This window comes from Pseudomonas sp. WS 5051, from assembly GCF_012985715.1.
In the GTDB taxonomy this organism is placed as follows: domain Bacteria; phylum Pseudomonadota; class Gammaproteobacteria; order Pseudomonadales; family Pseudomonadaceae; genus Aquipseudomonas; species Aquipseudomonas bubulae.
Map to the genome: position 1 here is coordinate 37,050 of NZ_JAAQWV010000002.1, position 21,290 is coordinate 58,339.

At 59.2% G+C, this 21,290-nt stretch carries 16 protein-coding genes; 12 read left to right on the forward strand and 4 right to left on the reverse strand.

What is annotated here, in order from left to right:
- The first annotated feature begins 83 nt into the window (after window positions 1-83).
- The 6 genes from HBN79_RS02655 to pepN all read left to right on the forward strand — a co-directional run bounded on the left by HBN79_RS02655 (window position 84) and on the right by pepN (window position 6,716).
- Entirely contained in the window at window positions 84-974 is an 891-nt protein-coding gene (locus tag HBN79_RS02655) for an NAD(+) kinase (protein WP_095000386.1), read from the forward strand.
- Window positions 974-1,945, forward strand: a complete 972-nt coding sequence (locus HBN79_RS02660; RefSeq protein WP_150629006.1) for a metallophosphoesterase — start codon at window positions 974-976, stop codon at window positions 1,943-1,945. Before HBN79_RS02655 ends, HBN79_RS02660 begins: the two co-directional genes overlap by 1 nt.
- Window positions 1,942-2,814 (forward strand): rhomboid family intramembrane serine protease, encoded by an 873-nt coding sequence (locus HBN79_RS02665; RefSeq protein WP_095000384.1) that lies wholly within the window; start codon window positions 1,942-1,944, stop codon window positions 2,812-2,814. Before HBN79_RS02660 ends, HBN79_RS02665 begins: the two co-directional genes overlap by 4 nt.
- Before the next feature lie 144 nt (window positions 2,815-2,958).
- Window positions 2,959-3,219 (forward strand): DUF1315 family protein, encoded by a 261-nt coding sequence (locus HBN79_RS02670; protein WP_016780738.1) that lies wholly within the window; start codon window positions 2,959-2,961, stop codon window positions 3,217-3,219.
- Window positions 3,216-4,046: a DUF2797 domain-containing protein gene (locus HBN79_RS02675; RefSeq protein ID WP_095000383.1), complete on the forward strand. Its 831-nt coding sequence runs from the start codon at window positions 3,216-3,218 to the stop codon at window positions 4,044-4,046. The genes HBN79_RS02670 and HBN79_RS02675 overlap by 4 nt, the downstream gene beginning before the upstream one ends.
- A gap of 12 nt (window positions 4,047-4,058) precedes the next feature.
- The gene (gene pepN / locus HBN79_RS02680; protein WP_095018021.1) at window positions 4,059-6,716 is read left to right on the forward strand and encodes an aminopeptidase N; all 2,658 of its coding nucleotides are present in this window, start codon (window positions 4,059-4,061) and stop codon (window positions 6,714-6,716) included.
- A 50-nt stretch (window positions 6,717-6,766) separates the two neighbouring features.
- Here the strand turns inward: pepN and HBN79_RS02685 are convergent, their stop codons facing one another.
- Entirely contained in the window at window positions 6,767-8,002 is a 1,236-nt protein-coding gene (locus tag HBN79_RS02685; protein WP_169916213.1) for an alkaline phosphatase family protein, read from the reverse strand.
- Between the two features lie 157 nt (window positions 8,003-8,159).
- Window positions 8,160-10,274, reverse strand: coding sequence for a TonB-dependent siderophore receptor (locus tag HBN79_RS02690; RefSeq protein ID WP_169916214.1), 2,115 nt, complete (start codon window positions 10,272-10,274; stop codon window positions 8,160-8,162).
- A 290-nt stretch (window positions 10,275-10,564) separates the two neighbouring features.
- On the opposite strand from HBN79_RS02690, the gene HBN79_RS02695 reads away from it, so the two are divergent.
- The gene (locus HBN79_RS02695; RefSeq protein ID WP_095000379.1) at window positions 10,565-11,749 is read left to right on the forward strand and encodes a sugar transporter; all 1,185 of its coding nucleotides are present in this window, start codon (window positions 10,565-10,567) and stop codon (window positions 11,747-11,749) included.
- Window positions 11,750-11,984: 235 nt separating this feature from the next.
- Here HBN79_RS02695 and mhpT read toward each other — a convergent pair whose 3' ends face one another.
- Window positions 11,985-13,199, reverse strand: coding sequence for a 3-(3-hydroxy-phenyl)propionate transporter MhpT (gene mhpT, locus HBN79_RS02700; RefSeq protein WP_095000378.1), 1,215 nt, complete (start codon window positions 13,197-13,199; stop codon window positions 11,985-11,987).
- A gap of 297 nt (window positions 13,200-13,496) precedes the next feature.
- Here mhpT and HBN79_RS02705 point away from each other — a divergent pair, with 297 nt between their 5' ends.
- The gene (locus HBN79_RS02705) at window positions 13,497-14,780 is read left to right on the forward strand and encodes an OprD family porin (RefSeq protein WP_095024733.1); all 1,284 of its coding nucleotides are present in this window, start codon (window positions 13,497-13,499) and stop codon (window positions 14,778-14,780) included.
- Window positions 14,781-15,025: 245 nt separating this feature from the next.
- Here the strand turns inward: HBN79_RS02705 and HBN79_RS02710 are convergent, their stop codons facing one another.
- The gene (locus HBN79_RS02710) at window positions 15,026-15,514 is read right to left on the reverse strand and encodes a MarR family transcriptional regulator (protein WP_095000376.1); all 489 of its coding nucleotides are present in this window, start codon (window positions 15,512-15,514) and stop codon (window positions 15,026-15,028) included.
- Between the two features lie 201 nt (window positions 15,515-15,715).
- On the opposite strand from HBN79_RS02710, the gene HBN79_RS02715 reads away from it, so the two are divergent.
- The 4 genes from HBN79_RS02715 (at window position 15,716) to HBN79_RS02730 (ending at window position 21,286) form a co-directional block, all read left to right on the forward strand.
- Window positions 15,716-16,546: a p-hydroxycinnamoyl CoA hydratase/lyase gene (locus HBN79_RS02715; protein WP_019822412.1), complete on the forward strand. Its 831-nt coding sequence runs from the start codon at window positions 15,716-15,718 to the stop codon at window positions 16,544-16,546.
- 72 nt (window positions 16,547-16,618) lie between these two features.
- A complete protein-coding gene (locus tag HBN79_RS02720) occupies window positions 16,619-18,067 on the forward strand; it encodes an aldehyde dehydrogenase (RefSeq protein ID WP_130871544.1) in 1,449 nt (482 codons plus the stop codon).
- Window positions 18,068-18,164: 97 nt separating this feature from the next.
- Window positions 18,165-20,048 carry a feruloyl-CoA synthase gene (locus HBN79_RS02725; protein WP_346010135.1) on the forward strand — a complete coding sequence of 628 codons (1,884 nt, stop codon included), beginning with the start codon at window positions 18,165-18,167 and terminating at the stop codon, window positions 20,046-20,048.
- Window positions 20,045-21,286 carry a thiolase family protein gene (locus tag HBN79_RS02730; protein ID WP_130871543.1) on the forward strand — a complete coding sequence of 414 codons (1,242 nt, stop codon included), beginning with the start codon at window positions 20,045-20,047 and terminating at the stop codon, window positions 21,284-21,286. The genes HBN79_RS02725 and HBN79_RS02730 overlap by 4 nt, the downstream gene beginning before the upstream one ends.
- The last annotated feature ends 4 nt before the right edge of the window (window positions 21,287-21,290 follow it).

The window sequence follows — 21,290 nt, forward strand, 5'->3', positions numbered from 1 at the left end:
CACGGGGCTGAAAGGGTTTTGTCTATCGTCGTCTTTCGCCCATAATCGTTATTTTCGCACGCATAGAATCCCGCAGGAGCCCCATGGAGCAATTTCGTAATATCGGCATCATAGGTCGTCTGGGCAGCTCGCAAGTGCTCGATACGGTTCGCCGACTGAAAAAATTCCTGCTCGAGCGGCATATGCACGTGATCCTTGAAGACACGATCGCCGAGGTGTTGCCCGGTCACGGCCTGCAAACTTCGTCACGCAAAATGCTTGGCGAAGTCTGCGACATGGTGATTGTGGTCGGCGGCGATGGCAGTTTGCTGGGCGCCGCCCGCGCGCTGGCCCGGCACAATGTACCGGTGCTGGGTATCAACCGTGGCAGTCTGGGCTTTCTGACCGATATCCGTCCCGATGAACTGGAAGTCAAAGTTGCTGAGGTGCTTGACGGCCACTACCTGGTTGAAAACCGTTTTCTGCTGCAGGCCGAAGTGCGCCGTCACGGCGAAGCCATCGGCCAGGGCGATGCCCTCAATGATGTGGTGCTGCACCCGGGCAAGTCCACGCGCATGATCGAGTTCGAACTGCATATCGATGGCCAGTTCGTCTGCAGCCAGAAGGCCGACGGCCTGATCGTGGCCACGCCCACGGGCTCAACGGCCTATGCCATGTCAGCGGGCGGCCCGATCATGCACCCCAAGCTCGACGCGATCGTGATTGTGCCCATGTACCCGCATACCCTGAGCAGCCGCCCGATCGTGGTCGATGGCAACAGTGAGTTGAAAATAGTGGTGGCCAAGGACATGCAGATCTACCCGCAGGTTTCGTGTGACGGTCAGAACCACTTCACCTGTGCGCCGGGCGACACCATCAACGTCAGCAAAAAAGCGCAAAAACTGCGCCTGATTCATCCTTTGGACCACAACTACTACGAAGTGTGTCGGACCAAGCTTGGCTGGGGTAGCCGACTGGGCGGCAGGGCTGACTGATGCTCGATCCAGCGCGCAGTTACGATCTGATCGGTGACGTGCATGGCTGTGCTCATACCCTTGAGCACCTGCTGGAGCGTCTGGGCTATCGAAAACTCGCCGGTATCTGGCGACACCCGCAACGGATGGCGGTGTTTCTGGGTGACATTATTGATCGCGGCCCGCGCATTCGTGAGTCGCTGCATATTGTCTACGACATGGTACGCAGCGGTCAGGCCCTGTGCCTGATGGGCAACCATGAATTCAACGCGCTGGGCTGGTGTACACCCGCGCCAGCCGGAAGTGGCAAGCAGTTTGTGCGCGAGCACACGCCGCGCCATGCCCGGTTGATCCACGAAACCCTCGAACAGTTCGACAAGTATCCCGCTGAATGGCGCGAGTTTGTGCAGTGGTTTTACGACATGCCGCTGTTTGTCGATGCCGGGCGCTTCCGGGTGGTACATGCCTGCTGGGACAGCGAAGTGATCGCCACCCTGCGTGCGCAATACCCCGACGGCTGCATTGACGAGGCCTTCTTGCAGGCCGCGGCGGTGTCGGACAGCTTTGCCAGCCTGAGCTTCAACCGCCTGTTGCGTGGCACTGACATGCGCCTGCCGGGGGGCATGACCCTGACCGGTGGCGACGGCCTGACGCGGGCATTCTTTCGCACCAAGTTCTGGGAAGACGACCCCAAGACTTACGGCGATATCGTTTTCCAGCCGGACGCGCTGCCTGAACGGGTGGCACAGCAGCCGCTGTCCTCCACTGAAAAAAGTGCCCTGTTACGTTACGGCACTGATGAACCGCTGTTGTTTGTCGGGCACTACTGGCGCAGCGGCCGGCCCGCGCCGATCCGTCCGAACCTGGCGTGCCTGGATTACAGCGCGGTGTTGTACGGCAAACTGGTGGCTTATCGCCTGGACCAGGAAACCCGGCTCGATCCGGACAAATTTGTATGGGTGAATGTAGATCGCCCTGAGGCCATTCAATGAGTGTTGTAGCGGTATTGCGTTTGCCGTTGTCTGTGGACCTGAGCGGTTTTGTTGCTTTGCTGCGGCGCATGCAGGTGCCCCATCGGGTCAGTGAAGAGGCAGGCGAGCAGGTGCTGTGGGCACCTGAGTCCATTGCCGACGACGTGCGCAGCCTGTACCAGCGTTTTCCGCTGGGTGACCCCGATCACGCCTTACCCGTTGTCGAACGGCCGCAGGCCATGACCCGCCCGGGTTTTGCGCAGCAGCTGCGCGATAGCCCGGCCACAGCCATCGTGTTGCTGCTGTGCGTAATCGTGGCCGCGGTGACGCAACTGGGTGACAATTTGTCGGCCCTGAGGTTTTTCACGTTTCTGGACTTCAGCATTTATGGCCAGTACATCGACTTTGTCCCCTTGTCTGACAGCCTGGCGTCCGGGCAGTGGTGGCGACTGTTTACGCCGATGTTGATTCACTTCGGTTTCCTGCATATCGCCATGAACGGCATGTGGTACTGGGAGCTGGGGCGGCGCATTGAAATGCGCCAGGGCAGCGTCAACCTGATCGGCTTGAGCCTGTTGTTCAGCCTGGTGTCCAACTTCGCCCAGTACCTGGTGGGCGGCCCGAGCCTGTTTGGCGGGTTGTCGGGGGTGTTGTACGGGCTGTTGGGGCATGTCTGGATCTATCAGTTGATGGCGCCAAACCCCCTGTATAACCTGCCGCGCGGTGTGCTGGTGATGATGCTGGTGTGGCTGGCATTGTGCATGTCGGGGCTGGTGTCGATGATCGGCTTTGGCCAGATCGCCAATGCCGCCCATGTGGGCGGACTGGTCATCGGTTGCCTGACCGGCTTGCTGGGCGGGCTTTGGGCGCGGCGCAGGCAGGCTGTATAAAGTTTCGAATTGTCGCGTGGGAGCGGGCTTGCTCGCGATGGGTTCAACCCGTTGATTCAGATGCACCGAGTTGCCTGAATCGCGAGCAAGCCCGCTCCCACAGATAGAAATGCCATCTGATTTTTAAAGAGCGGAAACAGAACCATGTCCTCTTTCAACGAAATGATTCAAAACATCACCCCCGAGATCTACCAGAGCCTGAAACTGGCCGTGGAAATCGGTAAATGGGCGGACGGCAACAAACTCACTGCCGAACAGCGCGAGCTGTCGTTGCAGGCGATGATTGCCTGGGAAGTGCAGAACCTGCCTGAAGACCAGCGCACCGGTTATATGGGCCCGCAGGAATGCAGCTCGAAATCGGCGCCGGTGCCCAACATCCTGTTCAAGTCGGATGCCATCCATTGATTGAGATTGGTCGCGGTGCAATCAGCAAGATGTCGGCAAGCCTGGAAACGCCGACCGTTCAATATGCGTTCCGTTTGGGCGATACCGAGGTGCCGGTCAATCCCTTGATTGGCACTAAACTGCGTCTGGAATACCTGGGGGAGATCAACTGCTCTCACTGCGGGCGTAAAACCAAGAAGAGCTTCAGCCAGGGCTACTGCTACCCGTGCATGACCAAGCTGGCACAATGTGATGTGTGCATCATGAGCCCGGAGCGTTGCCATTATGACGCGGGCACTTGCCGTGATCCGTTGTGGGGCGAGCAGTTCTGCATGACCGATCATGTGGTGTATCTGGCCAACTCCTCCGGGGTCAAGGTGGGCATTACCCGTGCCACCCAGTTGCCGACCCGCTGGCTCGACCAGGGTGCCAGCCAGGCATTGCCGATCGTGCGCGTGGCGACCCGTCAGCAATCGGGGTTTGTCGAAGACCTGTTCCGCTCGCAAGTGGCTGACCGGACCAACTGGCGTGCACTGCTCAAGGGCGACGCAGCGCCGGTAGACCTCGCCGCAGTGCGTGCGCAACTGTTCGAGAGTTGCGCCGAAGGCCTGCACACCCTGCAGGAACGTTTCGGCCTGCAAGCGGTACAGCCTTTGCATAGCGTCGAGCCCATCGAGATTTGCTACCCGGTCGAGCAGTATCCGACCAAGATTGTCAGCTTCAATCTGGATAAAGATCCGATCGTCGAAGGCACGCTGATGGGGATCAAGGGCCAATACCTGATCTTTGACACCGGCGTTATCAATATCCGCAAATACACGGCCTACCAGCTGGCCGTGCATCAGTAAAAGGACTCCAGCATGCGCACCGAACAACCGCAAATGATCTACCTGAAGGACTACCAGGCGCCCGATTACCTGATCGACGAGACGCACCTGACCTTCGAGTTGTTCGAGGATCACACCCTGGTTCATGCGCAACTGCTGATGCGCCGCAACCCGGCCCGTGGCGCCGGCCTGCCGGCTCTGGCGCTGGATGGCCAGCAGCTGGAGCTGCTGTCGGTCAGCCTCGACGATATCGAATTGACCGCCGAGGATTATCAGCTCAGCGACAGCCACCTGATCCTGCACCCGACCAGCGAACAGTTCGTGGTCGATACCAGCGTGCGCATCCACCCCGAATCCAACACCGCGCTGGAAGGCCTGTACAAGTCCGGCGGGATGTTCTGCACCCAGTGCGAGGCCGAAGGCTTTCGCAAGATTACCTATTACCTCGACCGCCCGGACGTGATGAGCAAGTTCACCACCACCGTTGTGGCCGAGCAGCACAGTTACCCGATTCTGCTGTCCAACGGCAACCCGATCGCCAGCGGCCCCGACGAAGACGGCCGGCACTGGGCAACCTGGGAAGACCCGTTCATGAAACCGGCGTACCTGTTTGCACTAGTGGCCGGTGACCTGTGGTGCGTCGAAGACACGTTCACCACCATGAGCGAGCGCAGCGTGGCGCTGCGCATTTATGTCGAGCCGGAAAACATCGACAAATGCCAGCACGCCATGACCAGCCTGAAAAAATCCATGCGCTGGGACGAAGAGACCTACGGTCGTGAATACGACCTGGACATCTTTATGATCGTGGCCGTCAACGACTTCAATATGGGCGCCATGGAGAACAAGGGTCTCAATATCTTCAACTCCAGCGCCGTACTGGCCCGCGCCGAAACCGCCACCGATGCCGCGCACCAGCGGGTCGAAGCCATCGTTGCCCACGAGTACTTCCACAACTGGTCGGGTAACCGCGTGACCTGTCGCGACTGGTTCCAGCTGTCGCTCAAGGAAGGCTTCACGGTGTTCCGTGATTCCGAGTTCTCGGCCGACATGAATTCGCGCACCGTCAAGCGCATCCAGGACGTGGCCTACCTGCGCACTCACCAGTTCGCCGAAGACGCCGGCCCCATGGCCCATGCCGTGCGCCCGGAGAGCTTTATCGAGATCTCCAACTTCTACACCCTGACCGTTTACGAGAAGGGTTCTGAGGTGGTGCGCATGATCCACACCCTGCTGGGCGCCGAGGGTTTTCGCAAAGGCAGTGACCTGTACTTCGAGCGTCATGATGGCCAGGCGGTGACCTGCGACGACTTTATCAAGGCCATGGAAGATGCCAATGGCGCCGACCTGAGCCAGTTCAAGCGCTGGTACAGCCAGGCAGGTACACCGCGGCTGGCCGTCAGCGAGCACTACGATGCGCAACAACACACCTATAGCCTGACTTTTGCGCAAAGCTGCCCGGCAACTCCGGACAAGATCGAAAAACTGCCGTTCGTCATTCCGGTCGAACTGGGCCTGCTGGACGCCGGGGGTAGTGAAATTGCCCTGCAACTGGCGGGCGAAGCTGCGGCCTCGGGCACCAGCCGCGTGCTGTCAGTGACTGAAGCCGAACAGACCTTCACCTTTGTCGGCATCAACGAAAAACCGCTGCCGTCCCTGTTGCGCGGGTTCTCGGCACCGGTGAAGCTGAGCTTCGATTACAGCCGTGACCAGTTGATGTTCCTGATGCAGCACGACAGCGACGGGTTCAACCGTTGGGATGCTGGTCAGCAACTGGCGGTACAGGTGCTGCAAGAGTTGATTGCACAGCATCAGCGCGGTGAAGCACTGGTCATGGATCAGCGTCTGGTCGAGGCGTTGCGCACGGTGCTGGGCAATGAGCAACTGGATCAGGCAATGGTGGCAGAGATGCTCTCGCTGCCGGGCGAAGCCTATCTGACCGAAATCAGTGACGTGGCCGATGTCGAAGCCATCCACGTTGCCCGCGAGTTCGCTCGCAAGCAACTGGCAGACAGCCTGTTCGACGCCCTGTGGACGCGTTACCAGGCCAACCGCGAAGTGTCCAAAGCCACGCCTTATGTGGCTGAAGCCGAGCACTTTGCCCGTCGCGCACTGCAAAATATCGCGCTGTCCTACCTGATGCTCAGCGGCAAGCCGCAAGTGTTGGCAGCGGCGCTGGAGCAGTTCGAGCACAGCGACAACATGACCGAACGCCTGACGGCGCTGGCCGTGCTGGTCAACTCGCCCTACGAGGCGGAAAAAGCTGCGGCGTTGGCCAGTTTTGCCGAGCAATTCAAGGACAACCCGCTGGTCATGGATCAATGGTTCAGCGTGCAGGCGGGCAGCACCTTGCCCGGCGGTTTGCAGCGCGTGCGCGAGCTGATGCAACATCCGGCATTCACCATCAAGAACCCGAACAAAGTGCGGGCCCTGGTGGGTGCCTTTGCCGGGCAAAACCTGATCAACTTCCATGCTGCGGACGGTTCGGGCTATCGTTTCCTGGCGGACCTGGTGATCGAACTGAATGGTTTCAACCCGCAGATTGCCTCTCGGCAACTGGCGCCGCTGACCCGCTGGCGCAAGTACGACGCTGCGCGACAGGCGCTGATGAAGGCAGAGCTTGAGCGCATCCGCAGCTCGGGCGAACTGTCCAGCGATGTGTTTGAAGTGGTCAGCAAAAGTCTGGCGTAACGCCTGGACGTAAAAAAGGCGCTGTCCGAGTGATCGGGCAGCGCTTTTTTTTATGGTTTTTTGTCGCCCAGAGTGATCAAGCGTGACACAGGCACTTTATCAATCACTGCCGTGTAATTGACTGGCCCTTTGAGTTCCTTGATGTCGTTGTCGATATAACCACGCCGGGAGTAGTCGACAGAGGCGATTTGCTTGCCATTGCGATAAATGTGCACGGGCTTGTCTGCGCTGCCATCGCCATTCCAGGTCAGATTCACCTGTGCTGCGTCAGGCGCTAACCGGGCAGAGAATAGCCTTGCACCCAGAGGCCCGGTCAGGGGCAGACCGTCCATGGCATGCCGGGCAGGTACGGGCTCGATGCCAAAATGGGCCAGCAGGGTCGGAGTAATATCCGCCTGGCTGGCAAAACCGTAGAGGTTGTCGTGGCCCGGATTGTCCGGATTGGTGATGGGGCGGGTAAGTTGCTCGTTGGCGGGTTTGTTGAGTGCGATAAACGTGGTTTTCTCGCTCAGGGTTTGGGCGCCATGATTACGCCCATCGGGCAGGCGCCGGCCATGATCAGTTGTCACCAGTACTAGCCAGTCTTCATCGGGGTTGCTTTGCTTACGGCGCTTGAGTGCCGACAGTAACTGGCCGACCTTGTCGTCGACGCCCTGGATTGCGGTCTGATAGCGGGTTGAAAAACCGTATCTATGGCCGACATTATCAGGCTCGTCGAAGTGCGCGAAAACCAGGTCCGAGCGACCATATTCAAGCTCATAGCTGGCCTTGTCGGCGACGCATTGATCGACGTCGGAGCATTTGATGGCAAGGTCGATAAAGCCTTGGGCAATATCATCGGCGAAGTTGTTGTTGATGGTATTCCAGCTGACAATGCTGCTCGTCTTGCGTTCAGGATCCGCCTGCTTGAGTTGCTTGAACAGGCTGGGCGCTTTGTTGCGCCATGCGTTGTTGTTGGAGGGGACTTTATGTCGGTCTACCCAGGTGCCGGTCAGTATTGTCGTCCAGCCCGGGCCGCTACCGGTAGTTTGCTCTGTCGCAGTTCCGTCAATCCCTCCGATGTAACTTTTGGCGGGGTTCAGGCCGGCAATATGGGGGGCCATATTATTTTGAATGGCTTGCTGAAGTTTTTCGTATTGCATGCCGTCGACACCAATCAACAAGGCCTTGTGGCTTTTGTAGTTTTGGGCGTCGGAGGTATCAGGGGGCGCGGCATGGGACAACATGACGGTGAATGTAAAACCCAGGCCGGTAGCGATAGATAAAGCAAAATGGGTATGGCTCATGGCAGATCTCACTCAGTGAGTTGAACACGAGACGAATATGTAAGGGCTGTATGTCACTGACATTACGTTATTGCCAGCTTTAAATGCAGGATATTTCAGTACCCGGCACGTTCATACGCAGTTCATGTCGGGCCAGGGGAACTGGCCCGGCACTTCATCAGAACTTCCAGCTCACCGATGCCGTGACGTTGCGCGGGGAGCCGTAGTTGCTTTGCCCGTAACGTACGCTTTGCAGGTATTTCTCGTTGGTCAGGTTGTCGAGGTTGAGCTGGGTGCTCCAGTGCGGGTCGATATCATAGCTGGCCATCAGGCCCACCAGCATATAGGCAGCCTGGTTTGCTGCCGGGGTGTCGTCGTTCTCGACCTTGCTTTGCCACTTGAGGCTGCCGCCCACTTTTACCTGCGGTGCCATCGGCAGCTTGTAGGCCATGGAGGTGGTCAGGGCATTGCGCGGTATAAACTTGCGCCCGCGGTTGTTGTCGGCATCGGTGATATAGACGTAGGTATAGCCCCCGCTGATTTGCAGGCCCGGCGCCAGTTCGCCCGAAGCTTCCAGTTCTACACCGCTGCTCTTGTACGACATGCCGTCATACAGGTAACCGCCCAGGGAAGGGTTGAAACCTGAGTAGGTGGCAACGTTATCCTGCTTGGTATGAAATACCGCTGCCGAAACGTCCAGTTTCTTGTCCAGCAGATGCCCCTTGATCCCGGCCTCGTAGCTCTTGCCTTCCAGCGGGTCGAGCACCTGGCCCTGGGTATTGAGGTAGTACTGCGGGTTGAAAATCTTGGTGTAGCTGGCATACAGCGAGTACTGCGGCGTCAGGTCATAGACTACGCCAGCGTACGGGGTGACTTTGCCATGAATGCTCACGTCCCGCCCCGAACCGTAGTTTTCGCCGTCGCTGTCGGCACTGAGCATGCGCGCACCGACGATCAGGTGCAGGTCGTCGGTAAGGCTCAACCGCGTACCAGCGTAGAGGCTCTTCTGGCGATCGGTGTAATTGGAGGTCGCGTCGGCATTGGCCATGTTGTAAGCAGGCTTGGGGATGACGCCGTTGAGGGCATCTTCCAGCGACACCGGGGTGTAGTACGAGGAGGTGCCGTACAGCGAGGTTTCCTGGGTACGGGAACGGGCCACGTTGGCGCCGAAGGTCAACTGGTGCTCGCGGCCGCCCAGGCTGAAAGGCCCGCTGAACGAGAGGTCGCCATCCAGCTCGCGGGTCTTGCCTTTGTAGTTGGAGGCCAGCCCGGTATAGCCGGTGCTAGAGGCGCTGTTGGCATAGATGTAGAACATGTCGGTGTCTTCGCGATGCTCCATGGCGGTTACGGTCAGCGTGGACTTCCAGTCATTGGCGAAGTGGTGCTGCCACTCGGCGAAGGCGCGACTGGTGCGTACATCCCAGTACACCCAGGGCTGGGCAATGTTGGCACTGGTGCTGCTGTAGTGCAGGGCGTTGCCGCTGCTGTCGGTCAGCGGCAGTGAGCCCCAGCTGGCACCGTTGGCATTGCTTTTCTGGTCTTCATAACCGACGGTCAGCGTGTCGTCGTCACTCAGGTCGAAGGCGAGCATGCCACTGAAGATGTTCTTTTCCCGGGAATAACGATCCAGATAAGAGTTGCCCACTTCGTTGGCATAGATCACTCGCCCGCGCACATTGCCCGCATCGGTCAGCGGCCCGGAGACGTCGAGATCGACCCGGCGCTTGTCCCAGGAGCCGGCGCTGACGCTGACCTTGGCCTCAGGCTCATAGGTGGGCCGTTTGCGGATAAAGTTAACCGTGGCCGACGGGTTGCCAGTGCCGGTCATCAGGCCGTTGGCGCCGTGCAAGACATCAACCTGCTCGTAGGGTGCGGTGTCGATATCACCCACCAGCACGCCGCCGGTGAGCCCCATGCCCATGCCGTCGTACTGGAAGTTGGTGATGTCGAAACCGCGGGCAGTGAAGTAAGTCCGGTCGGTCTCGACCTTTTGCACGTTGACTCCGGGGGTACTGTCCAGCACATCGCGAATACTGTTGAGCTTGAAGTCGTCAAGTTGCTCGCGCTTGATGCTGGTGATGCCCTGGGGTGTTTGCCCGGCGGTGAGGTTCAATCGCGTCGTAGTGGCGGCGGGTTTGGCTTGATAGCCCGGTGGTGCATCTTCACTGTCGGCGGTGCCGGTGACGCTGGTGGAAGGCAGGGTCAAGGTGTATTCGTCGGCTGATGCCGAATTGAGCATGCCCAGTGCGACAAGTGTAAGGGCGGACGTCGGAAGGCTGAACAGTGAGCGCATGATCTGCGGATACTCCGGGCTGGAACTGCGTAAACGAGAATTAGTTACAAAGTTTTACATTTGTGCAAATGATAATCAATGCTCTTAACTATTCTTTACGCATTGTTGCAAAATCCTTGCTGCGGTCTTTTTATCGGGCACCTCGGCGCCTCGACCAAACGCCGCCTGCCGAGTATCTGCAAAATCTCGCCAACGGCTCTGCGTGAAGGCTATAAACTGTCAGCCTGTGTGGTTCCGGCTTGAAGCGTCGGAGCCGGTTCATCATCGATAGCGAGTAGTGCATTCATTAAATGAGCAACCCCACCTCTACCTCTAAAGCCAACTGGCAGCCTGTAATCGCGCTGGCGCTGGCCGCTTTTGTGTTCAATACCACCGAGTTTGTGCCGGTGGGGCTGCTGAGTGCGATTGGCGCAAGTTTTGACATGGCCACGGCCAGGGTCGGGCTGATGCTCACCATCTATGCCTGGGTGGTGTCACTGGCTTCCTTGCCGATCATGCTGGTGACGCGCAACGTTGAGCGGCGCAAGTTACTGCTGGTGCTGTTCGGGTTGTTTATCGCCAGTCATGTACTGTCGAGTCTGGCGACCAGCTTCGGCATTTTGTTGCTTAGCCGGATCGGCGTGGCGCTGTCCCATGCGCTGTTCTGGTCGATAACAGCCTCTCTGGCGGTGCGTCTGGCGCCTGAGGGCAAGCAGGTGCAAGCGCTGGGGTTGCTGGCCACCGGTACTTCGCTGGCGATGGTGATGGGGGTGCCCCTGGGCCGTTTGCTGGGCGAGGCCATGGGCTGGCGTACCACTTTTCTGGTGATCGCAGCGCTGGCGGTGTTGCTGGTGCTGTGGTTGGCGCGCACTTTGCCGTTGCTGCCAAGCCAGAATTCCGGCTCGCTCAGAAGCTTGCCGGTGCTGTTCAAGCGCCCTGCGCTGGTGGCGGTGTATCTGTTGACGGCGGTGGTGATCACGGCGCAATTTACCGCGTACAGCTATATCGAACCCTTTGTGCAGAACGTGGCGGGTATGAGCGGCGCTACCGTGACCCTGATCCTGCTGCTCTTCGGCGGTGCGGGGATTTTCGGTTCGCTGTGTTTTAGCTGGTTCCACAAATACAGCCCGCTGGGCTTCCTGCTGACCGCTGTGGGCCTGATCGCGCTGAGCCTGCTGTTGCTGTTGCCGGCCAGCAACTGGATTGAATCCCTGGGGGTGTTGAGCATCATTTGGGGGATGGCGATCATGGGCTTTGGCCTGGCGATGCAGTCCAAAGTACTGACCCTGGCGCCGGACGCGACGGATGTGGCGATGGCGATGTTTTCCGGTATCTACAATATCGGCATTGGCGGCGGAGCATTGCTGGGCAGTTCGGTGGGCAGCCATTTCGGTTTTGCCTGGATCGGGCTGGCAGGTGGTTCGCTGGCGGGGCTGGCGTTGGTGTTCTACGCCTGGACCATGTACCGGCTAAACCGCAGCGCCGCACAGGCCTGACATACCGGGGCTTTGGCGCAAGGCCAGAGCCCCGGCAGGTTTACACGATGATCAGCACCCTCCCGATCGCAGCCTCGTTCCACTCGTCAACGACTACAACATGGAGTTGGTGGCAAGGCAGAAGAGACAACCCCTGATCTCAGGATTCAAACCTTTGAATCCTGAGATCAGCAGAACCTGAACAAACACGCTGTCGAGATGCTCCAGGCCATAGAGTGCAGCCTGGAGTTACTTGTCAGCGGCCACAAAGTCCCGGTTTCAGGCTTGCACTTTGATTGGCACGGGTAATCACCGTGATGACCGCCAATGCCGCAATGACCAGTCCCGGTGAAGTCGCCAGCAGCACCCCGGTCGTTCCGGCCCCGGCGGCGAGGATCTGACCTGCTGCCAAGGGACCTGCAACCGAACCCAGGCGCCCGATAGCGACTGCAGCGCCGACGCCGGTTGCCCGTACGGCTGTCGGATACAGCGGCGGAGCCATTGCATAGAGCACCAACTGCGCCGCCATTACAAACAGGCCCACGGCAAAGCCTGCAGTGGCCACGGGCACAATCCCTACCGAAAAGCCGATCCCGGCCAGTGATGCGAGTAGCCCGGCATAGACGCCCAGAACCACCTTGATCGGGTTGCAGCGGTCCAGCAGCAGGCCACCGAGCAAGGAGCCCAAAGCACCGCCTATGTTGAACAGCATTTGCACCATGCCCGCTTGCGGCTTGGTGAAACCCTGGGCCAGCAGCAGTGTGGGCAGCCAGTTCAGCAACATGTACATCACGGTCAGGGTAAAGAAGTAACTGAGCCACAACGCCAGGGTCGAACGGCCACGACCTTCACCAAACAGTGCCTGACCCGTAGACACGCGCAAAGCCTGGCTGGCGTCCTGGCGGAAAACCCGGGACTCGGGCAGCAGGATGATCATCAGCGGCACGACAAGCAACGGGGCTAGCCCGCCGATGATAAAGGTGGTTTGCCAGTGGTCATGGGAGAACATCGCCACTACGGCTGCCATTGCGCCACCCAGTGGCACGCCGCAATACATGATGCTGATCGCTGTGCCACGACGGCGTTCGTCTACCGCTTCAGCACATAGGGCGATCAGGTTGGGCAAGGCAGCTCCCAGACCAAGGCCGGTCATGAATCGCACCAGCAGCAAGTGGTAGTAGCTGTCTACATAGGCGGTCAGCAGGGAGAAGACGCCAAACAGGATGACCGCGCCGATGAGGATCTTTTTACGGCCGACTCGATCGGCAATCCAGCCGCCGAAGAATGCACCGGGCAGCAGGCCGATGATCCCGACACTGAACACCCAGCCCATCATTTTCGGGTCCAGGTCAAAGGTTTGACGCAGGCCGGCGGCGGCAGTGCCCGCGGCTTGCAGGTCAAACCCTTCGATAAGCGCAACGATAAAGCACAAAGCGATTGTCAGCGTCGAACGATGCTGTGGAGTGTTCATGGACGAACCTCGTTATTGTTTTTGTAGGGGGGCTTTCAGCGAGCCAAATAAAGATTAACAAAGATAACTAAAAAAAGAAGCTGCGAAGGTATTTGCTAAAAAATCAGCTTAAACGTGTTTAAAACAGGCTTTTAGCCAGTGCGTGCCTGTAATTATCAAAAATAGATAAGAAACATAATGTTCGATTATCGATCATTTAAGATTGACGTTGCTTTGACTTGTTTCCATTCTCTGGCCCAGGAAACGCCATGAGAGCGTTCTGGTTCTGTCAAAAACAACAATAAATGGACATTCAATATGCATACGCTCAACCAAGGCGCCCTGCGCTTGTTCCCGCTTTCGTGCATTGCCCTGTGCCTGCTCAGTACCCCTGTTTGGGCCCAGGGATTTATCGAAGACAGTCACGCCACCCTGACCTTGCGCAACTACTACATGGACCGTGATTACAAGGACGATGGCGCCAAGACCGCAGCGCGGGAATGGGCCCAAGGCTTCATTGCCAACATGGAGTCGGGCTTTACCGAGGGCACGGTCGGTTTCGGGCTGGATGTGCGTGGTCTGCTGGGGGTCAAGCTGGACTCTTCGCCTGACCGCAGCGGCACCGAACTGCTGCCGGTCGATAGTGACAAACAGGCTGCGGATGAGTACTCGCGACTGGCCTTCACCGGCAAGCTGCGTTATAGCCAGACCACGCTCAGGACCGGTGATGTGTCGATTTTTCTGCCGTTTGCCTTTGCCAGCCCGTCGCGGCTGTTGCCCCAGACCTTTCGCGGGACCACCGTCAGCTCCAAAGAAATTGACGGCCTGAACTTCAACACCGGATATATCGACGCGATCAACAAACGTGACTCCACCAACTACCAGGCCATGACTATCGCGTCGCCCAATGGCCGATTCAAGGGCTCGGCTGAAACCTCGCACCTGGCTTACGGCGGTGGTGATTATCAGGTCAACAAGAACCTGAGCGTGCGCGCCTACCATGTCGAGGTGGCGGATTTGTACAAGCAAAGCACCCTGGCATTGCTGCACGATCTGCCCCTGGGTGATGGCGTGCTGACCACCGACCTGCGCAGTTTTTTCAGTGACGAGGCGGGCAGTGCCAAAGCAGGCAAGGTCGACAACATCAACGCATCGGCGCTGTTGGGGTATCGGCTGGGAGGGCATCGTTTAAGTGTGGGCTACATGCATTCCAGCGGTGATACGGCGACGCCTTACATCTCGGGTACAGAGTTGATGGGCATGAGCGAAATGACCATGAGTTCGGATTTTCTCAATGCCAAGGAGCGCACCTGGCAGGCCATTTACGACTACGACTTCACGGCGGTGGGGGTAGTGGGATTGAAAGGGCGGTTGCGTTATGTGCGCGGTGACAATATCGAACTGGTGTCCTTGAATGCGGATGATCGCAAGGAGCGCGAGTTTCAGATGGAGCTGGGGTACGTGATACAGAGCGGGCCGCTGAAAAACCTGGGCCTTTTGGCGAGGAAGTCTATTTACCGCAATGACTTCCCGGCAGGTGCGGCCTTTCGCGACGAAAACCAGACCCGCTTCCTGGCCATCTATACCTTGCCGATCTGGTAGGGCCAATTGTCTATTTGCTGGAGAGCCGTGCGAGGCCCTGCGCGTGTTGCGGTTTTGCGACCGCTTCACGCTCGAACGTAGCCTCGTTCTACTCGTCAACTGCTACGCAGTGGCATGAGTTGTGAAAATCGTAGCAGCTGCCGAGCCGTGCGAGGCTGCGTTCGGCTGCGCAGCAGTCGTGAAATCAGCTTTCACTATTGATCAGGCACTGCGCATGTTGCGGATTTGGTAGCTACAGCGCTGGGCTATTCCTGATACACCTTTTTCAGCAGGCGCAGCAGTTCTTCACGCTCGGCGCTATCCAGCGCCGAGGTCGCGTCGATGTCGCTTTGCGCAGCAATAGCCTTAAGCTCTTTGAGCAGGGCTTCGCCGGTCTTGCTCAGGAATATGCCGTAGGAGCGTTTGTCGGGTTTGCAACGAACCCGTACCGCCAACGCCCGACTCTCCAGCTTGTTCAACAATGGCACCACTTGCGGGGGCTCAATCGCCAGCGCCCGGGCCAGGTCCGCCTGCATCAGCCCGGGATGCTGGTCAATGATCGCCATTGCCGAAAACTGCGCCGGACGCAGGTCGTGGGTCGACAGCCGGCTGATCAGGTTCTGGAAAAGCTTGAGCTGGGCGCGGCGCATGGCATAGCCGATCAGTTCGTCCAGCGCGGTGTCCAGAGGAGCCTGTACGTCCGGGCTTTCAGGCATGGCCTCTTGGGCGACGACAGGGGTGGCTGGCTTGGCCATAAATAGAGGGGTCCTTGCTCGAATGAAGTTAATAAACGTATCTAGTTTGCCGCGGTTGCTGGTTGATAGCCATCGCTGCGTTATTTTACGAGCGTTTGCCGCAAAAAAAATTGGTTAATTTAATTAATGGTTAATTGACATAACTAATTATGCCGGTTAGTTTTCACTCATCTTCAAGCGAACAACAAGAGAGCAATCGCTATGAGCCAATACGAAGGCCGCTGGAAAACCGTCAAAGTCGAAATCGAAGACAGCATCGCCTGGGTGATACTCAATCGTCCGGAAAAACGCAATGCCATGAGCCCGACCCTGAACCGTGAAATGATCGACGTGCTGGAAACCCTCGAGCAGGACCCGCAGGCGGGTGTTTTGGTGTTGACCGGCGCGGGCGATGCCTGGACGGCGGGCATGGACTTGAAGGAGTACTTTCGCGAAGTGGACGCCGGTCCCGAGATTCTTCAGGAGAAAATCCGCCGTGAAGCGTCGCAGTGGCAATGGAAGTTGCTGCGCATGTACGCCAAGCCAACGATTGCCATGGTCAATGGCTGGTGCTTTGGTGGTGGTTTCAGCCCGCTGGTGGCGTGCGACCTGGCCATCTGCGCTGACGAGGCAACGTTCGGCCTGTCGGAAATCAACTGGGGCATTCCACCGGGCAACCTGGTCAGCAAGGCTATGGCAGACACCGTAGGCCATCGCCAGTCGCTGTACTACATCATGACCGGCAAGACCTTCGACGGGCGTAAAGCCGCCGAGATGGGCCTGGTCAATGAGAGCGTACCGCTGGCGCAGTTGCGTGAAGTCACCATTGAGCTGGCGCGCAATCTGCTGGAGAAAAACCCGGTTGTACTGCGTGCGGCCAAGCATGGCTTCAAGCGTTGCCGCGAACTGACCTGGGAGCAGAACGAAGATTATCTGTACGCCAAGCTCGACCAGTCGCGACTGCTGGATACCGAAGGCGGGCGTGAGCAGGGCATGAAGCAGTTCCTCGATGACAAGAGCATCAAGCCAGGCCTGCAAGCCTACAAGCGCTAATCTCGCTGTTCAGGGTGCGCCGGGCGCACCCTGTAAATGAATTCCCGATAACGACAATAAAGAGGAATCACCATGTTGGACGTGCCCCTGCTCATTGGCGGAAAGTCGTGCCCGGCCCGTGATGGTCGAACGTTCGAACGCTGCAACCCGGTGACGGGTGAGGTGGTGTCACGCGTGGCCGCCGCCACCCTGGAAGATGCCGATGCCGCAGTTGCCGCGGCTCAGGCTGCTTTTCCCGTGTGGGCCGCGTTGGCGCCCAATGAACGGCGTACCCGGTTGCTCGCTGCTGCCGAGTTGATGCAGGCACGGGCGAGCGAGTTTATCGAGGCAGCGGGTGAAACCGGGGCTATGGCCAACTGGTACGGGTTCAACGTCAAGCTGGCGGCCGGCATGCTTCGTGAGGCCGCCTCCATGACCACCCAGATCAACGGCGAAGTAATCCCCTCCGATGTGCCCGGCAGTTTTGCGATGGCCTTGCGCCAACCCTGTGGCGTCATCCTGGGCATCGCGCCCTGGAATGCCCCGGTGATTCTGGCAACCCGTGCTCTGGCCATGCCGCTGGCGTGCGGCAACACCGTGGTGCTCAAGGCTTCCGAGCTGAGCCCGGCAGTTCACCGGCTGATTGGCCAGGTATTGCAGGACGCGGGACTGGGCGATGGCGTGGTCAACGTGATCAGCAATGCTCCGGTAGATGCGCCCGCGATTGTAGAGCGACTGATCGCCAATCCGGCGGTGCGTCGGGTCAACTTTACCGGCTCAACCCACGTGGGGCGCATTGTTGCCGAGCTGGCAGCCCGTCACCTCAAGCCGGCCCTTCTTGAGCTGGGGGGCAAGGCGCCGTTTCTGGTACTGGATGACGCTGACCTTGACGCCGCAGTCGACGCCGCAGCCTTTGGCGCTTACTTCAATCAGGGCCAGATCTGCATGTCCACCGAGAGGCTGATCGTGGACAGCAAGGTGGCGGATGCCTTTATCGACAAGCTGGCAGCCAAGATTGCCACCTTGCGCGCCGGTCATCCCCAGGCGGACGACTCGGTACTCGGTTCGCTGGTGGACGCCAGCGCCGGTGTGCGGATCAAGGCGCTGATCGACGATGCGGTCGGTAAAGGCGCGCGGCTGGTGGTGGGTGGTCAGGTCGAAGACAGCATCATGCAACCAACGTTGCTCGATGGTGTGACCCCGAGTATGCGCCTGTACCGCGAAGAGTCTTTTGGCCCGGTTGCCGTGCTACTGCGCGGGGACGGCGATGAGGCCTTGCTGAGTCTGGCCAACGATTCGGAGTTCGGTTTGTCGGCGGCGATTTTCAGTCGGGACACCGGGCGTGCCCTGGCACTGGCCCAGCGGGTCGAATCGGGCATTTGCCATATCAACGGCCCTACGGTCCACGATGAAGCGCAAATGCCCTTTGGTGGGGTCAAGTCCAGCGGTTACGGCAGTTTTGGCGGCAAGGCGTCGATCGAGCAATTCACCCAGTTGCGCTGGATCACCTTGCAGAACGGGCCGCGCCACTACCCGATCTGATTGTCTGCACAAGGCATAACAATAATAAGGAGTCATGCCTGCGCCATGCCGCTTAAGTGTCGGACGGGCCGCGCATGCCTTGTTGGAGGAGCATGACGTGAGTATCGAATTCAAATCCCCGGCCAAGTCCCCTACGTCCCCGGCACGTTATCGCGAGGTGGCCATCGGTCACCCGGCGGTCGAAGTGCTTGAGGTCGGCGGCATCTTGCACATGCGCTCCCTGGAAACCCTGGAGCCGATGCCCGAACGCTTGCTTGATCGCCTGGTGCACTGGGCGCAGGTCCGGCCCGAGCACACCTTTATCGCTGCACGGGACAGTGATGGCGAGTGGCGTCGCATCAGCTATGCCCAAATGCTGGAGGACGTTCGCGCCATTGCGCAAAGCCTGCTGGTGTATGGTCTGGGGGCAGAGCGTCCGCTGGCAATCCTGTCAGGCAACGATATTGAGCATTTGCAGATGGCGTTGGGGGCGATGTACGCCGGTATTCCTTACTGCCCGGTTTCACCTGCCTATTCGTTGCTGTCCCAGGATTTTGCCAAGTTGCGCCATGTCTGCGACCTGTTGCAGCCAGGCCTGATCTTTGTCAGTGATGCGGCGGTCTATCAACGTGCCGTGCACGCAGTATTGCCCGCAGGGACGCCATTGGTAGCGGTACGTGGCGAGATGGCGGGGCGGCCCCAGGTGAGCTTTGCCAGCTTGCTGGAGCAGGCGGGCGGCGCCGAGGCCCAGGCTGCGTTCATGGCGTCAGGCCCGGACACCATCGCCAAATTCCTCTTCACTTCAGGCTCTACCAAACTGCCCAAAGCGGTGATTACCACCCAACGCATGCTCTGTGCCAATCAGCAAATGCTGTTGCAGACCTTTCCGGTATTTGCCGAAGAGCCCCCGGTGCTGGTGGACTGGCTGCCCTGGAACCATACGTTTGGCGGCAGTCATAACCTCGGTATCGTTCTGTACAACGGCGGTACGCTGTACCTGGATGGCGGTAAACCAACGGCTCAGGGCTTTGCCGAAACCCTGCGCAATCTCAAGGAAATCTCGCCGACTGCCTACCTCACCGTGCCTAAGGGCTGGGAAGAGCTGGTCACTGCGCTGGAAACTGACAGCGACTTGCGGGCACGATTTTTTGCCCGCATCAAACTGTTCTTTTTCGCCGCAGCGGGCCTTTCGCAAAGTATCTGGGACCGGCTCGACCGGGTTGCCGAGCAACACTGTGGCGAGCGCATCCCCATGATGGCCGGGCTGGGCATGACCGAGGCTTCGCCTTCATGCACCTTCACCACCGGGCCGTTGTCGATGGCCGGTTATATCGGTCTGCCGGCGCCGGGCTGTGAGGTCCGGCTGGTGCCGGTGGACGGCAAGCTGGAGGGGCGCTTTCGCGGCCCGCACATCATGCCCGGTTACTGGCGCGCCCCCGAGCAGAGTGCCGAGGCGTTTGACGATGAAGGCTTTTACCGCTCAGGTGATGCCATCAAGCTGGCCGATCCTTGCAACCCGCAATGGGGGTTGATGTTCGATGGACGACTGGCCGAGGACTTCAAATTGTCCTCCGGGGTATTTGTCAGCGTGGGGCCGCTGCGAAACCGGGCCGTGCTCGAGGGTTCGCCCTATGTTCAGGATCTGGTGATCGCAGCGCCGGATCGCGAGTGTCTTGGTGCGTTGGTATTTGCCCGTCTGTACGAGTGCCGACAGTTGTCGGGCTTGCCTGCGGACGCCAGCGATGCGCAGGTGTTGGCCAGTGAACCGGTACGCCAGTGGTTTGCTGACTGGTTGCAGCGGCTCAATCTCCAGGCCAGTGGCAATGCCAGTCGCCTGGAATGGATCGCGCTGCAGGATGAGGCCGCGTCGATCGATCGCGGTGAAATCACCGACAAGGGTTCGATCAATCAGCGTGCAGTGCTGCAATGGCGAGCGGCGCATGTGGAAGCACTTTATCGCGGGCAGGCGCCTTCGATCCTGCGTGCAGGCAAGCCGTCGTGAGCCCTGGAGGGCAGTACTCGGCATTCACCGATGTCGCCATTCTTGAGGCGGTTCGTACACCATGGGTCGACCTGGGTGGGGCATTGGCCCAGGTTTCACCGATTGATATGGGAATCAAGGTCGCCCGTGAAGTGCTGGCCCGTGCCGGGCTGGGCGGGCAGGCAGTGGACTCGGTACTGGCGGGTTCAATGGCTCAGGCCAGTTTTGATGCGTACATGTTGCCGCGTCATATCGGCCTCTACAGCGGTGTGGCACAACAGGTGCCTGCCCTGGCGGTGCAGCGTATTTGCGCCACAGGGTTTGAACTGTTGCGCCAGGCTGCCGGGCAGTTGCATGACGGCATGGAACTGGCGCTGTGTGTGGGCACCGAGTCCATGTCCCGCAACCCGATTGCCGCCTACACCCATCGTGGTGGATTCCGCCTGGGGGCGCCGGTCGAGTTCAAGGATTTTCTCTGGGAAGCGCTGTACGACCCGGCTCCCGGCGTGGACATGATCGCCACGGCGGAAAACCTGGCCAAGGATTATGGCCTGAGCCGTGAGGCAGTGGACGGCTATGCCCTCAATAGTCACCAGCAGGCACTTCGCGCCCAGGCCAGCGGCTGGCTGGGGGATGAAATCGTCACCCTGCGCAATGAAGTGTTTGAACTGGAGGGCTGTCAGCCGCGTGGTATCAGCCTGCCGCGTCGATGTGAGTCTGTCAGCCTCGACAGTCATCCGCGTGCCACCGACGCCGTGGTCCTTGCCAGGCTGGGAGCCATTCACCCTGATGGTGTGCAAACGGCGGGTAACAGTTGCGCAGTGGTGGATGGCGCCGCTGCCGCGCTGGTCGCCCGTGCATCGGCGGGGCAGCCGGGCCTGGCAAATTTGCTGGCGACGGCGGTGGTCGGTGTTGCGCCACAACGGATGGGTATCGGCCCGGTACCTGCGATCCAGTTGCTGCTCAAGCGCAGCGGTTTGGCGCTGGACGCGATTGATCTGTTTGAAATCAACGAGGCGCAGGGCGCACAGATTCTGGCAGTGGCACAGGCACTGGAACTGGACCGGCAAAAACTCAACTGCCGTGGCGGCTCCATTGCTCTGGGGCATCCCCTGGCTGCCACCGGCCTGCGCCTGGTGCTGACCCTGGCGCGGCAGCTGCGCGAGCAGAATCTGCGTTATGGCATTGCCGCTGCGTGTGTCGGGGGTGGGCAGGGCATGGCGGTACTGATCGAGAATCCGCATTTTTCCAAGATTTGAGGTT

Bases quoted from the DNA above. Each gene is read 5' to 3' on its own strand.
- HBN79_RS02665 (WP_095000384.1), top strand. From the start codon at position 1,942: ATGAGTGTTGTAGCGGTATTGCGTTTGCCGTTGTCTGTGGACCTGAGC.
- HBN79_RS02670 (WP_016780738.1), top strand. From the start codon at position 2,959: ATGTCCTCTTTCAACGAAATGATTCAAAACATCACCCCCGAGATCTAC.
- HBN79_RS02685 (WP_169916213.1), bottom strand. From the start codon at position 8,002: ATGAGCCATACCCATTTTGCTTTATCTATCGCTACCGGCCTGGGTTTT.
- HBN79_RS02690 (WP_169916214.1), bottom strand. From the start codon at position 10,274: ATGCGCTCACTGTTCAGCCTTCCGACGTCCGCCCTTACACTTGTCGCA.
- HBN79_RS02710 (WP_095000376.1), bottom strand. From the start codon at position 15,514: ATGGCCAAGCCAGCCACCCCTGTCGTCGCCCAAGAGGCCATGCCTGAA.
- HBN79_RS02720 (WP_130871544.1), top strand. From the start codon at position 16,619: ATGTTGGACGTGCCCCTGCTCATTGGCGGAAAGTCGTGCCCGGCCCGT.
- HBN79_RS02715 (WP_019822412.1), top strand. From the start codon at position 15,716: ATGAGCCAATACGAAGGCCGCTGGAAAACCGTCAAAGTCGAAATCGAA.
- HBN79_RS02695 (WP_095000379.1), top strand. From the start codon at position 10,565: ATGAGCAACCCCACCTCTACCTCTAAAGCCAACTGGCAGCCTGTAATC.
- HBN79_RS02705 (WP_095024733.1), top strand. From the start codon at position 13,497: ATGCATACGCTCAACCAAGGCGCCCTGCGCTTGTTCCCGCTTTCGTGC.
- HBN79_RS02655 (WP_095000386.1), top strand. From the start codon at position 84: ATGGAGCAATTTCGTAATATCGGCATCATAGGTCGTCTGGGCAGCTCG.
- pepN (WP_095018021.1), top strand. From the start codon at position 4,059: ATGCGCACCGAACAACCGCAAATGATCTACCTGAAGGACTACCAGGCG.
- mhpT (WP_095000378.1), bottom strand. From the start codon at position 13,199: ATGAACACTCCACAGCATCGTTCGACGCTGACAATCGCTTTGTGCTTT.
- HBN79_RS02660 (WP_150629006.1), top strand. From the start codon at position 974: ATGCTCGATCCAGCGCGCAGTTACGATCTGATCGGTGACGTGCATGGC.